The sequence below is a fragment of the Tessaracoccus palaemonis genome (genome assembly GCF_019316905.1).
Taxonomy (GTDB): Bacteria; Actinomycetota; Actinomycetes; order Propionibacteriales; family Propionibacteriaceae; genus Arachnia; species Arachnia palaemonis.
Genome location: NZ_CP079216.1, coordinates 2,341,857 through 2,355,203, shown reverse-complemented (window position 1 = coordinate 2,355,203; position 13,347 = coordinate 2,341,857). Strand labels below are relative to the sequence as shown.

At 68.6% G+C, this 13,347-nt stretch carries 12 protein-coding genes; 10 read left to right on the top strand and 2 right to left on the bottom strand.

The genetic code is table 11. The annotated features are described in order from the left end of the window. Positions 1 to 4 precede the first annotated feature (4 nt). The 10 genes from nuoH (at position 5) to KDB89_RS10655 (ending at position 10,935) form a co-directional block, all read left to right on the top strand. Positions 5 to 1,327 carry an NADH-quinone oxidoreductase subunit NuoH gene (gene nuoH, locus KDB89_RS10700; RefSeq protein ID WP_219080866.1) on the top strand — a complete coding sequence of 441 codons (1,323 nt, stop codon included), beginning with the start codon at positions 5 to 7 and terminating at the stop codon, positions 1,325 to 1,327. Next, entirely contained in the window at positions 1,328 to 1,882 is a 555-nt protein-coding gene (gene nuoI, locus KDB89_RS10695) for an NADH-quinone oxidoreductase subunit NuoI (protein ID WP_219080864.1), read from the top strand. A gap of 5 nt (positions 1,883 to 1,887) precedes the next feature. Beyond that, positions 1,888 to 2,700, top strand: coding sequence for an NADH-quinone oxidoreductase subunit J (locus KDB89_RS10690; RefSeq protein WP_438874130.1), 813 nt, complete (start codon positions 1,888 to 1,890; stop codon positions 2,698 to 2,700). Beyond that, positions 2,697 to 2,996, top strand: coding sequence for an NADH-quinone oxidoreductase subunit NuoK (gene nuoK / locus KDB89_RS10685; protein WP_219080859.1), 300 nt, complete (start codon positions 2,697 to 2,699; stop codon positions 2,994 to 2,996). The genes KDB89_RS10690 and nuoK overlap by 4 nt, the downstream gene beginning before the upstream one ends. Positions 2,997 to 3,055: 59 nt before the next feature. Beyond that, complete coding sequence (gene nuoL / locus KDB89_RS10680; RefSeq protein ID WP_219084292.1) at positions 3,056 to 4,912, top strand: NADH-quinone oxidoreductase subunit L; 1,857 nt, start codon at positions 3,056 to 3,058, stop codon at positions 4,910 to 4,912. A gap of 16 nt (positions 4,913 to 4,928) precedes the next feature. Continuing rightward, on the top strand, positions 4,929 to 6,434 hold the full coding sequence (locus KDB89_RS10675) for an NADH-quinone oxidoreductase subunit M (protein WP_439654847.1): 1,506 nt from the start codon (positions 4,929 to 4,931) through the stop codon (positions 6,432 to 6,434). Then, positions 6,431 to 8,005 (top strand): NADH-quinone oxidoreductase subunit NuoN, encoded by a 1,575-nt coding sequence (nuoN, locus tag KDB89_RS10670; RefSeq protein ID WP_219080856.1) that lies wholly within the window; start codon positions 6,431 to 6,433, stop codon positions 8,003 to 8,005. The genes KDB89_RS10675 and nuoN overlap by 4 nt, the downstream gene beginning before the upstream one ends. Positions 8,006 to 8,024: 19 nt before the next feature. Then, positions 8,025 to 8,990 (top strand): polyprenyl synthetase family protein, encoded by a 966-nt coding sequence (locus KDB89_RS10665; RefSeq protein WP_439654846.1) that lies wholly within the window; start codon positions 8,025 to 8,027, stop codon positions 8,988 to 8,990. 146 nt (positions 8,991 to 9,136) lie between these two features. After that, positions 9,137 to 10,243, top strand: a complete 1,107-nt coding sequence (locus KDB89_RS10660; RefSeq protein WP_219080854.1) for a hypothetical protein — start codon at positions 9,137 to 9,139, stop codon at positions 10,241 to 10,243. 221 nt (positions 10,244 to 10,464) lie between these two features. Beyond that, entirely contained in the window at positions 10,465 to 10,935 is a 471-nt protein-coding gene (locus tag KDB89_RS10655) for a hypothetical protein (protein ID WP_219080852.1), read from the top strand. 148 nt (positions 10,936 to 11,083) lie between these two features. On the opposite strand, the gene KDB89_RS10650 is transcribed toward KDB89_RS10655, so the two are convergent. Further along, complete coding sequence (locus KDB89_RS10650) at positions 11,084 to 13,036, bottom strand: M13 family metallopeptidase (RefSeq protein WP_219080849.1); 1,953 nt, start codon at positions 13,034 to 13,036, stop codon at positions 11,084 to 11,086. 111 nt (positions 13,037 to 13,147) lie between these two features. After that, a complete protein-coding gene (locus tag KDB89_RS10645) occupies positions 13,148 to 13,330 on the bottom strand; it encodes a hypothetical protein (RefSeq protein ID WP_219080847.1) in 183 nt (60 codons plus the stop codon). Between the last annotated feature and the right edge of the window lie 17 nt (positions 13,331 to 13,347).

Here is a 13,347-nt window from a genome sequence, read left to right as displayed (position 1 = left end):
ATCAATGGGCATCTTTCTCAACGACCCGTGGTGGCTGATCCTGATCAAGGTGGTGGCGCTGTTCGTGGTGCTGCTGGTCTGGACGATCTTCAACGTCTGGTACGAGCGTCGCCTCGTCGGCAAGATGCAGCACCGCCTCGGCCCGATCATGAACGGCCCCTTCGGCCTCGGACAGGCACTGGCCGACGGCGCGAAGCTGCTCGTCAAGGAGGACTTCCGCCCGGCGAAGGCCGACAAGTGGGTCTTCAACCTGGCCCCGGTGCTGACCGCGGTGGCCGCGTTCACCTGCTGGACGGTCATCCCGTTCTCGGGTGAGCTGGAGATCTTCGGCGTCACGACGCGTCTGCAGGTCGCCGACCTGCCCGTCGCCGCGGTCTTCATCCTCGCGTCCGCCTCCATCGGCATCTACGGCATCGTGCTCGCCGGCTGGGCGGGCAACTCCACCTACTCGTTCCTCGGCTCGGTGCGCTCCACCGCGCAGATGATCTCCTACGAGATCGCGATGGGCCTGTCCATGGTCGCGGTGTTCCTGATGGCCGGCACCATGTCGACGTCGCAGATCGTCGAGGCGCAGCGCGAGACCATCTTGTTCGCGCTGCCCTGGGACCGCGCGACGACGGTCGACATCGGCCTGTCCGGCTGGTACGCGCTGCTGCTGTTCCCGTCCTTCATCATCTACGCCATCGCGATGGTCGGCGAGACCAACAGAGCGCCGTTCGACCTGCCCGAGTGCGAGTCCGAGCTGGTCTCCGGCTACCTGACCGAGTACTCCGGCTTCCGCTACGCGCTGTACTTCCTCGCGGAGTACATCAACATGGCGACCGTCTCGGCCGTGTGCACCACGCTGTTCCTCGGCGGCTACCTGCCGCCGTGGCCGCTGACGCTGGTGCCCGGCATGGACAACCCGTGGCTCGGCCCGGTCTGGTTCGTGCTGAAGGTCCAGCTGCTCATCTCGGTGTTCGTCTGGCTGCGTGGCACGCTTCCGCGCCTGCGCTACGACCAGTTCATGGGCTTCGGCTGGAAGGTGCTGATCGAGGTCTCCCTGCTGTGGATCGTGCTCATCGCGCTGTTCCCCGACTACACGCTGGCCATCGCCGTCGTGCTCGTCGCGGTGCTGGTGCTGTGGTTCGGCCGCGAGAACAGAAAGACCGAGAGACCCGAGTTGGTGGTCGAGGAGGACTTCGACCCGTTCGCTGGCGGGTACCCCGTGCCCCCGCTGCCCGGCCAGGTGCTGCCCGAGCTCGTCGGCGTCGTGCACGCCACCGAGCCCGCTCATGAGGAGGCCGCGGACCCCGTGGCCGCTGCTGAAGAAGGGAAGGGCCTGTAGATGGGGTTCCTCAACCAGTGGGCCGGGTTCGGCGTCACGTTCAACACGATCTTCCGCAAGACCTTCACCCAGGGTTACCCCCAGAAGGGCAAGGAGAAGGTCACGATGCCGCGCTTCCACGGGCGGCACCAGCTCAACCGCTGGCCCGACGGCCTGGAGAAGTGTGTCGGCTGCGAGCTGTGCGCGTGGGCCTGCCCCGCGGACGCCATCTACGTCGAGGGCGCGGACAACACCGAGGACAGCCGCTTCTCGCCCGGCGAGCGCTTCGGCCACGTCTACCAGATCAACTACCTGCGCTGCATCTTCTGCGGCCTGTGCATCGAGGCATGCCCGACGCGCGCCCTGACGATGACCAACGACTTCAAGCTCGCCGACGAGACGCGCACCAAGCTGATCTACGAGAAGCAGGACCTGCTCGCCCCGCTGCTGCCCGGCATGGAGCAGCCGCCGCACCCGCGGCGCCTCGGCGACGACGAGAAGGACTACTTCCTCGGCCTGCCGGCCACCGGCACCGCCGACACCCGCACGGGCACGACCTCAGGAGCGGCCAAATGACCCCCATGATCCCGCTGGTCACCGCCAGCGAGGTGGCGTTCTGGGTGTGCGCGCCCATCGCGGTGCTGTGCGCGCTCGGCGTGCTGCTGTCGCGTAAGGCCGTGCACTCGGCCATCGCGATGGCGGGCGTGATGATCGCGCTGGCCGTGCTGTACGCGGCCCAGGACGCCCCGTTCCTGTTCGTCATCCAGATCGTCGTCTACACCGGCGCGATCCTGATGCTGTTCCTCTTCGTCGTGATGCTGATCGGCGTCGACGCGACGGACTCGGTCGTCGAGACGCTCAAGGGCCACCGCATCGCCTCCGCGATCGTCGCCTTCGCCATCGGCGTGCTGCTGATCTGCGCCGTCGCCCAGTTCACCCTCGGCGGTGAGCCGGCCGGCCTGGCAGAGGCGAACGCGGAGTACGGCGGCAACATCCAGTCGATCGCGGCGCTGCTGTTCACCAAGTACGTCTTCCTGTTCGAGGCGACCGCGGCCCTGCTGATCACCGGCGCCGTCGGCGCGATGCTGCTGGCGCACGGCGAGCAGCTGTTCACCAAGGTGACGCAGCCGGAGCAGCTGAAGAACCGCATGAAGGCCTACGCCGAGGACGGCGAGCACCCCGGGACGCTGCCCAACTCCGGTGTCTTCGCCCGGCACAACGCGATCTCGACGCCTGCGCTGCTGCCCGACGGCAGCATCGCGGAGAAGTCGGTCTCGGAGACCCTGCGCATGCGCGGGGTCATCGTCGACGTCGACGAGCTGCGCGGCCCGACCACCTCTGCCTACGCGGCGCTCGACGCGCGTGACCAGGAGCTCGAAGGAGACGACGAATGAACCCGGAAGGATTCCTGATCCTGTCGGCGATCCTGTTCGCCATCGGCATCGCGGGCTTCCTGCTGCGCCGCAACGCGATCATCGTGTTCATGAGCATCGAGCTGATGCTCAATGCCACGAACCTCGCCTTCGTGGGCTTCGCCCGCTGGCACGGCAACCTCGACGGCCTCATCGCGGCCTTCTTCGTGATGGTCGTGGCCGCCGCTGAAGTGGTCGTCGGCCTCGCGATCATCGTCGCCGTCTACCGCGCCCGCCGCACCGCCTCGGTCGACGACGCCAACCTGATGAAGTTCTAAGGGGACGGATAAGCGTGCAACTCCTCGAATCTCTCTCCGCCACTTCGGGCCAGGGCCTGATGATCTGGCTGCTGATCGCGATCCCGCTCGCGTCGGCGACGTTCCTGCTCCTGGCAGGCAGGCTCGCCGACAGGTGGGGCCACTTCCTGGCCACCGCCGCGGTGGTCGCCTCCTTCGTGATCGGGCTGGTGCTGTTCGCGGCGCTGCTCGGCCTCGACTCCGAGTCCCGCCACCTGAACACGGCCGTCTACGAGTGGATCGCCACGGGCAGCTGGTCCATCCAGCTCGGCCTGCTCGTCGACCCGCTGTCGATCCTGTTCGTGCTCCTGATCACGGGCGTCGGATCCCTGATCCACGTCTACTCGATCGGCTACATGGCCCACGACGACCGCCGTCGTCGGTTCTTCGCGTTCCTGAACCTGTTCATCGCCGCGATGCTGATCCTGGTGCTGGCGGACAACTACCTTGTGCTGTTCCTCGGCTGGGAGGGTGTCGGCCTCGCCTCGTACCTGCTGATCAGCTTCTGGGCGCACAAGCCCTCGGCCGCCCGCGCCGGCAACAAGGCGTTCATCGTCAACCGCGTCGGCGACCTCGGCCTCTCCATGGCGATCTTCACCATGCTGGCCATGTTCGGCTCGGTCCGCTTCGAGGACGTCAACGCCGGTGCCGCCGGGCTCAGCCCCCTGTGGGCGACCCTGCTCGGGTTCTTCCTGCTGCTCGCCGCGTGCGGCAAGTCGGCGCAGGTGCCGCTGCACTCGTGGCTGCTCGACGCCATGGAGGGCCCGACACCCGTCTCCGCCCTGATCCACGCCGCGACGATGGTCACGGCCGGCGTCTACCTCGTCGTCCGCTCCAACGCCGTCTACGCGCAGACCGAGGCCGCCGCGACCGCCGTCGCGATCGTCGGCACCGTGACGCTGCTGGCCGGCGCCTGGATCGGCACCGCGAAGGACGACATCAAGAAGGTCCTCGCTGGATCGACGATGTCGCAGATCGGCTACATGATGCTGGCGGCCGGCCTCGGCCCCGTCGGCGCCTCGTTCGCGATCTTCCACCTCATCACGCACGGCTTCTTCAAGGCCAACATGTTCCTTGGCGCCGGCTCCGTGATGCACGGCATGGGCGACGACGTGAACATGCGCCACTTCGGCGCGCTCGCCAGGCCGATGCGCATCACGTTCATCACGTTCGCGATGGGCTACCTGGCGATCATCGGGTTCCCGTTCACCGCGGGCTTCTACTCGAAGGACCACATCATCGAGGCCGCGTTCGACGTGAACCTGGTCTACGGCATCCTCGCGCTGGTCGGCGCGGGCATCACCGCGTACTACATGACGCGACTGATGATGATGACGTTCTTCGGCAGGAAGCGCTGGGCCGACGACGTGCACCCGCACGAGTCGCCCCTGGTCATGACCGTGCCGCTGATCATCCTCGGCGTCATGTCACTCATCGCAGGCCTCCTGCTGAACGGCTGGATCCAGGGCTGGCTCGAGCACTCCACGGGCCAGCACCCGCACGAGACCCCGCTCGTCCACTTCACGCCCATCGGCCTGCTCGCGCTCGCCGTGGTCGCGGTCGGCGTGTTCCTCGGCTGGTGGCTGTTCAAGGGTGAGATCGCCCGCGACGAGCCCGCGACGAGGAACCCGCTCGTGCTCGTCGGACGCAACGACCTGTACGGCGATGCCATCAACGAGCACGCCGTCATCCAGCCGACCCTCGGGCTCGCCCGCGGCCTGGCCTGGTTCGACAAGAGCGCCGTCGACGGCGTGGCGATGGGATCGGGGACCGTCGCGACGGGTCTCGGCCAGTGGCTGCGTAAGGCCGAGAACGGCTACGTGCGCACCTACGGCCTGGTGCTGACCGCCGGCGTCGCCCTGCTCGGTGTCGTGGCGATCCTCGGACACCTGGGCTAAGGAGAAGAAAGAAATCATGCAGGTACTTCTGACCATCCTGGCCCTCGTGCCGATCGTCGGCGCGGTGGTGGTGTTCTTCCTCAAGGGGCACGTCGCCAAGCTCGTCGGCTACGGCGTCGCCCTGACGACCGCCGTCCTCGGCGTGCTCGCCGTCGTCCTGCACGCGCAGGGCGCGGCACTCGCCGTCGAGTACAACTGGATCCCCGCCGTCGGAGCGCACTTCGCACTCGACCTCGACGGCATGGGCGCGATCCTCGTCCTGATGACCGTCATCCTCGTCCCCGTCGTCCTGCTCGCCGAGTGGCACGTCGGCGAGGGGGACACGGCCCGCTGGGGCGGGGGAGTGTTCTTCGCTCTCGCGCTGCTGATGCAGGGCTTCGCGCTCGTGGTCTTCATGGCCTCCGACGTGCTGCTGTTCTACATCGCCTTCGAGGCGACGCTGATCCCGACGTACTTCCTGATCGCCGGCTACGGCGGCCCGAAGCGTCGCTCGGCCGCCATCAAGTTCCTGATCTACTCGCTGGCCGGTGGCCTCGTGATGCTGGTCGCCGTCGCCGGGCTCTACGCCGTGAGCGCCGCCGCCGGGCAGCCGAGCTTCCTGGTCTCCGACCTGGTCGGCATCGAGATGGCCACCTCCACCGGCCGCTGGCTGTTCGTGGGCTTCTTCTTCGCGTTCGCCGTGAAGGCGCCCATGGCCGGCCTGCACACCTGGCTGCCCGACGCGGCCGAGCAGTCCACGCCCGGCACCTCGACGCTGCTGGTGGGCATCCTGGACAAGATCGGCACCTTCGGCATGATCAAGATCTGCCTGGTGCTGTTCCCGGAGGCCACCGCGTGGGCGACCCCGGTCATCCTGATCTGGGCGATCGTCTCGGTGCTCTACGGCGCCCTGATGGCGATCAACGCCAAGGACCTGCTGCGGCTGGTGTCCTACACCTCGATCAGCCACTTCGGCTTCATGGTCTTCGGCATCTTCGCCCTGACCACGCAGTCGCTGAGCGGCTCCATCTTCTACATGCTCAACCACGGCCTGTCGACGGCCGCGATGTTCCTCGTCGTCGGGTTCATGATCCGCCGCCGCGGGTCCGCGGACATCGACGCGTTCGGCGGCGTGCAGAAGGTCGCACCGGTGCTCGCCGGCGTGCTGCTCGCGTCGGGCCTCTCGGCGCTGGCGCTTCCCGGCATGGGCAGCTTCGTGTCCGAGTTCCTGGTGATGGCAGGCTCGTGGCAGCGCTACCCGGTGCACACCGCCATCATCACCCTCGGTACCGTGCTGGCCGCGGTCTACGTGCTGCGGATGTACCTGCGCACCATGACCGGCCCCGTCACCGAACAGGTCTCGACCCACACCGATCTCACCACGCGTGAGAAGGCCGTCATCGCCCCGTTGCTCATCCTGCTCATCGTGTTCGGCTTCTTCCCGAAGCCGGTCCTGAGCATGGCCGATGAGGCTGCGACGCAGACGATGGCCGTGGTCGGCGTGACCGACCCCGCCCCGCAGGTTCAGGAAGGCAACCGATGATCACCCTGTTGGAGATTCCTGCAGCGACCCTCGAGTGGATGATCCTCTCGCCGCTGTTCGTGCTGCTCGGCGTCGGCTGCCTCGGCATCCTGCTGGAGGCCGTCCTGCCCCGTGACCTGCGCTTCGTGGTGCAGATGGGCGTGACGGTGCTCGGTCTGGTGGTCGCGCTCGGCCTCACGATCCTCAACTGGATCCACGAGACCCCGACCATCGCGGCCATGTCGCTGCTGGCCGTGGACGGCCCGGCGTACATCTTCTGGACGCTCATCCTCATCGCGGGCCTCGGCGGCACCGCGCTCTTCGCCGAGCGGGCGCTCGGCGCGGGACACTCCGCCTTCGCCGCGTCGGCCGCCACCGTTCCGGGTTCGCCGCTCGAGCGCGAGGCGGAGCGGCTGCGCCGCGAGCACACGGAGATCTTCCCGCTGCTGATCTTCGCCGTGTTCGGCATGATGCTGTTCGCCTCGGCGAACAACCTGCTCGTGCTGTTCGTCGCCGTCGAGATCTTCTCGCTGCCGCTCTACCTGCTCACCGGCATGGCCCGTCGCCGTCGCCTGCTGAGCCAGGAGGCCGCGCTGAAGTACTTCCTGCTCGGCTCGATGGCCTCGGCCGTCATGCTCTACGGCATCGCGCTGCTCTACGGCTACTCCGGCGGCCTGAGCCTCAACGAACTCGACACGGCCATCATCGCCGGCACCGCCTCTCAGCCGCTGCTGCTCGGAGGCCTGGTGCTGACGTCGGTCGGCCTGCTGTTCAAGATCGGCGCCGTGCCGTTCCACGCCTGGACCCCGGACGCCTACATGGGCGCCCCGACGCCAGTGACCGCCTTCATGGCCGTCGCCACCAAGACCGCCGCCGTCGGTGCGCTGCTGCGCGTGTTCTACGTCGGCCTCGGCGGCGCCGCCTGGACGTGGCAGCTGCTGTTCGCCGTCGTCGCGATCCTGACGATGGCGCTCGGCTCCACCGTCGCGCTGGCCCAGACCGACATCAAGCGCCTGCTCGCCTACTCGTCGATCGCGCACGCCGGATTCATCCTGGTGGGCGTCGTCGGCGCGGTCGCGGGCGGCGACGGCGTCTCGGTCTCCTCGGTGAGCGCCATCGCCTTCTACCTGCTGACCTACGGCATCGCCACCTTCGGCGCATTCGCGATCGTCACCATGGTGCGCCGCTCCGGCGGCGAGGCGAACAGCCTCGACGCGTGGAAGGGCCTCGGCAGGCGCAACCCCGTCATCGCGCTCATCATGACGCTGTTCATGCTGAGCTTCGCGGGCATCCCGCTGACCGCGGGATTCGTCGGCAAGCTGACGGTGTTCGTGGCGGCATGGGCCGGCGGCTACGGCTGGCTCGTGCTCGTGGCGGTCGTGATGAGCGTCGTCGCGGCGTTCTTCTACCTGAAGGTCGTCGTGGCCATGTGGTTCCAGGACGAGGACCCCGAGGTCGTCGGCACCGTCGAGGCGCCGTCGCTCTGGACCTGGGTTGTGCTGGTTGTGTCGGCGGCGGCTACGCTGGTTCTCGGCCTGATCCCCGGCGGCGTGCTCGCGCTGCTGGCGGACGCGTCGCAGTTCATCCGCTGACCTGAGCTAGGAGTACCTCGTGGCGGACACCCCGCTCGATGAGCAGCTCGCCGGCCTCCTCGATGTCTTTGAGGAGCGCCTGGCTGAGTCTGCCGTCGCCAACTCGCCGTTCGTGACGGAGATGGCCAGGCACATCATCGCGGCCGGCGGGAAGCGATTCCGCCCGCTGCTGGTGTTCCTGTCCTCCCGCTTCGGCGGCGAGGTCGACGAGGACAACCTGCTTCGTGCGGCGATGGTGATGGAGCTCACGCACGTCGCCAGCCTCTACCACGACGACGTGATGGACGCCGCAGACCTGCGCCGCGGCGCCCCGTCCGCCAACCGCCTGTGGGGCAACTCGGTGGCGATCCTGGTCGGCGACTTCCTGTTCGCCCGCGCCTCCACCACCGTCGCGGAGTTGGGTGTCGAGTACGTGCACCTGCAGGCCGAGACCTTCTCGCGCCTGGTGCAGGGGCAGATCGCCGAGACCAAGGGCGCCGGCGACGGCGAGGACCCGCTGGCCCACTACATCCAGGTCATCGCGGACAAGACGGGGTCGCTGATCGCGGCCTCCGCCCGGTTCGGCGGCATGGTCTCCGGCGCCCCCGAGCCCACCCTCGACGCGCTGTCCGCCTTCGGCGAGGAGGTCGGGCTGGTCTTCCAGCTCTCCGACGACCTGATCGACATCACGTCGACCACCACGGGCAAGACCCCCGGCACCGACCTGCGCGAGGGCGTCCCGACGCTGCCCGTGCTCATGCTCCGCGCCGAGAACGACCCGACCGACGCCGAGCTGCTCGCCCGGATCGACTCCGACCTCAGCTCCGACGAGGCCCTCGCCGAGGTCCTCGCGGCCCTGCGCGAGCACCCCGTCATGGGCCGCGCCAAGGCCGAGGTCGAGCGTCGGGCGCAGATCGCGCGCGAGCACCTCGCGCCCCTCCCGGAGGGCGAGGCCAAGGACGCACTGCTGCAGGTCTGCACCGACCTCGTGGAGCGCACCAACTAGCCCCCCCACCTCGCTCTCGGAAGCCCACGTCGCGTTCCGAAAATCGTTCAGTGGTCGATTCTCCCCGGTCCGTCAACGAGAATCGCACACAGCCTCGGGTTTCGTGCCGCACGAACGCATGGTGGGCGCCCGCTAGTCTGGGCGTCGTGTCCGTCTCGCCATTTCCCCTGATCGAGTACGACCTCTCGCGGGTCGACGCGAGGAGTGCGCTCGCGGCCTGGGACCGACTTCGGCCGGGGCGACGCCGGAGTGACCGACTCTGGATCGGCCTGGGTGGAATCGGTGGAGCGGTCGGTGGCCTGTCCGGTGCGTTGCTGGCCGACGGCGAACCAATCCTCTGGTGGATCCTGGCACTCATGCTGGTGCCAGGAGTCGCCTTCGGCGTCGCCGTGGTCTGGCTGATGCTCTTCGTCACCCGTCGCCAGCGCGCCGACATCGTGATCGCCTCAGGCGCCATGCCCATCGGCCCCCAGCGCGTGTGGCTGGACCTCGACGGAGCCCATCACGACCGACCCGGCGTCAGCCACCTGCTCAGCTGGGCCGCTCTCGGAGAGCCACGGCAGGTGGGCGGTCACCTCATCGTGCCGCTCGCCGCCGCGACACCCCAGGCGCCGACCGGGGCCGCCGTCGCCTTCATCCTTCCGGCCAGCCTCGGTCAGCCGACCCTCGAGTCCGCCGCCCGGATGCTGACAGCGGGGCCCGGCGCGCTCCAGCGGGCGCAGGACGTGGGCAGGCACCCCTCGCCCGTCCTCCAAGGCGAGGTGGTCCTTGCAGACTACGTCGCGTTCAACCGCCACTTCCTCGTGACGCCGGCCGGCCGCCAGCAGCAGTGGATGCTGGCTGCGACGGGTGCTCTGCTGGGGGCCTTCGCCGGGTACGTGATCCTCGGTCAGTTCACCGGCGGGCTGGTTGCCGTCGCCCTCGGAGCGGTCCTTGCGGCGGGAGGCATCGTTGTGCTCGCGCGCAGCCAGGTGGGGGCCCAGGCCGAGGCGATGGTACGTTCGGGCTCCTACGACGTCGGGCCAGGGGCATGGTGGTTCGACGACGAGGAGGTCTACGCCCGGATCGGTGGCTCCCGCATCGGCGTGGCGTGGGAGTCCGTCACGTCCGTCGAGCCGGCCGGGCGCGTGGGGATCGTCTGGTTCGGCCGCTCCATCGCCATCGTCGTCCCGCGCAGCGCCCCCGGAGCCGACGCGTTCCTCGCCGCCGTCGCCTCCCGCGTGGACGGCCTCCACCGCGGACGCCAACGATAATCCCGCGACGCCAACGGTATGCACGGACGCCAACGGTATTCGCGTGAATACCGTTGGCGTCGGTGTATTTCGTTGGCGTCTGCGGGAAGGCGGACCGGGACTGAGGGCGGGGCGGGATCGGCGTGGGCCGGGAAGGCTGTGGATAACTCGCGGGGCGTGGCGGGCTGACCCACTAGCGTCGCGGCACCGGGCACAGGCCCGGGCCATTCGGAAGGAACGCCATGTCCCGTCGCACCGTCGCAATGCGGATCGCCGCATTCATCGCACTCACCCTGGCCGGCTGCGCACCCTCGGTCGAGGCCGCCCCGACGCCCTCCACCTCGCCCAGCCCGTGGTTCTCCGCCGAGCAGCTCGCGCTCGAGGCCCGGACCGCCGAGTGCCGCGACATCGCAGAGGACCTGTTGAAGTCCCATCGTGTGAAGGAGAAGGCCGTCACGGTCGACGGCGACTCGTTCAGGAAGGTCATGAAGCAGTTCAAGTCGATGTCGAGGCAGTGGGACACGTTCGCCGAGGACACCGAGGACGAGCAGCTCGCCGACGCGGCCGCGACCCTCGGAAGGGACTTCGCGATCATCCGCAGCGTCATGACGGACCTGTACGAGGAGGGCGTCACCGTGCGGCGGCTCGTCCGCGCGTCGGGGAACCTGTCGGAGTCCTACACGCGGCTGGCGATGCTCTGTGAGGAGCCCTGAGGACGGCCGAGGACCTGGCTTCGGTCCGCGACGCCAAGGGTATAGACAGACGCCAACGGTATTCGCGCGAATATCGTTGGCGTCTGCGGAGAGGGCCGCCAGCGGCAGCTGAGGGCAGCCGCCACCGACGCCGCTCGCCTCACCGGCATCACCAGATGGTGACGCGGTCCTCGGGGGCCAGCCACAGGGCGTCTGCCTCCGTGACGCCGAAGGCGTCGAAGAACGCGTCCAGGTTCCGCACGATCTTGTTGCAGCGGAACTCCGACGGCGAGTGCGGGTCGGTGGTCAGCAGCACCTTGGCGGCCTCGGGCCGGCGCTTGCCACGCCAGGCCTGAGCCCAGCCGATGAAGAAGCGCTGCGCCGGGGTCAGGCCGTCGATCGGCTCGCCGTCGGGCTGGCCGCCGGCCAGCAGCCAGGCGTCGTAGGCGATGCCGAGGCCGCCGAGGTCGCCGATGTTCTCGCCGAGCGTCAGCTTGCCGTTGACGCCGGTGGTGCCGGTGACGCCCTCCGGCTCGAGGCCCTCGTACTGGCCGACGAGGCGGCTGGTGAGCTGCTCGAAGGCCTCACGGTCGGCGGGCTGCCACCAGTCGCGGAGCTTCCCATCGCCGTCGCAGGTCGAGCCCTTGTCGTCGAAGCCGTGGCCGATCTCGTGGCCGATCACGGCGCCGATGGCGCCGTAGTTCACGGCGTCGTCGGCGTCGGCGTTGAAGAACGGCGGCTGCAGGATGGCGGCGGGGAAGACGATCTCGTTGCGCAGCGGGTGGTAGTACGCGTTGACCGTCTGCGGGTACATCTGCCACTCGGTCAGGTCGACGGGCTGCCCGATGCGCGACAGCGTCCAGTCGAGCTCGAACGAGTTGGCGGCCAGCACGTTGCCGACGAGGTCGTCGGCGGAGACTGTCAGCGCCGAGTAGTCGCGCCACTTCGTGGGGTACCCGATCTTCGGCGTGAACTTCGACAGCTTCCGCAGCGCCTCGGCGCGGGTCTCCTCGGTCATCCAGCCGAGCTTGGTGATGGAGTCGCGGTAGGCCTCGAGCAGCTTGGCGACGAGCTTCTCCATCGCCTCCTTCTTCTCGCTCTGGAAGTGGCGGGCGACGTAACTCTGGCCCACGGCCTCGCCGACGACGGCCTCGACGAAGCTCACGCCGCGCTTCCAGCGCGGGCGCTGTTCCTCGTTGCCGGACAGCGTCTTCTCGTAGAAGTCGAAGCGGGCGTCGACGAAGGGGGACGACAGGTAGGCGGACAGCGCAGAGATGGCCTTCCAGCGGGCCCACGAGCGCCAGGCGTCGAGCGGGGCGTTGGCGACAAGCGGCGCGATGCCCGCGATGAACGACGGCTGCGACACGACGAGCACGTCGAACCGGTCGCGCGGCAGCTCGGCACCCTCCAGGTAGGCCTGCCAGGCGAAGCCGGGACTCTGTGCCACGACGTCGTCATAGGCGGTCGGGTTGTAGCTGGCCTTCAGATCGCGGAGACGGACGCGGTCCCAGTGGTGGGCGGCGATCCGGGTCTCCAGATCCAGCACCGTCGCGGCCTGTTCGGCGGCATCCTCGAACCCGGCCAGCCCGAACACGCGGGTCAGGTGCGCCAGGTACTTCCCCCGAATCTCGGCGTGCTCGTCGAGGCGGTAGTAGCTCTCGTCCGGGAGGCCGAGGCCGGCCTGCGTCAGGAAGGCGGTGTAGTGGGTGGGGTCGCCGGGGTCGACCTCCTCGTACAGCGCCACGAGCGGGCTGAGGCCGTGCCTCAGCGACCAGCCGAGGTGACGGGCCAGCGCCGACGGTGAGTCGATCGCGTCGATGGCCTGGAAGATCGGGGCCAGCGGCGCGGCGCCGAGCTCCTCGACGCGCGCCTCGTCCATGAACGACGCGAACAGGGCGGCGATCCGCCCGGCGTCGGTGGTCGGGTCTCCGAGGGGCTGCTCTTCGATCAGCGCGTGGACATCGGCCTCCGACCTGTCCCGCAGGTCGATGAACCCGCCGGCCGAGCTCTGGTCCGGGTCGATCTTCGCCGTCGCGAGCCATGTCCCGTTGACGTGGCGGAACAGGTCGTCCTGGGGGCGGACGGCGGGGTCGGCGTTGGCGAAGTCGATGGCTTGTGTCATGCCTCCCAGGTTACTCAGCGCGAGCGGGGCTCTTCGTGCGCGTGCGTTGACGCCTGCTTCCCGGGTTCTCGACCGATCCCACCATTCATGCGGTCCGACGCCCGGGACGCGTCATCTTCTGAAGAGAAGGAACCCTCCGGTGACGAAGGCCGCGATGGCGAAGAGGAGGGCAGAGGGAGAGAAGCTCGGACCGCAGGCGACTTCTGAGCAGCTGAACACCGTGGTTGTGCCGAGGATGACCAGCCCGACCAGGATCACGGCAAGCCCGGAGACAACCTGCCGCATCTTCCTCATCTGGGGTTGTCCGCACG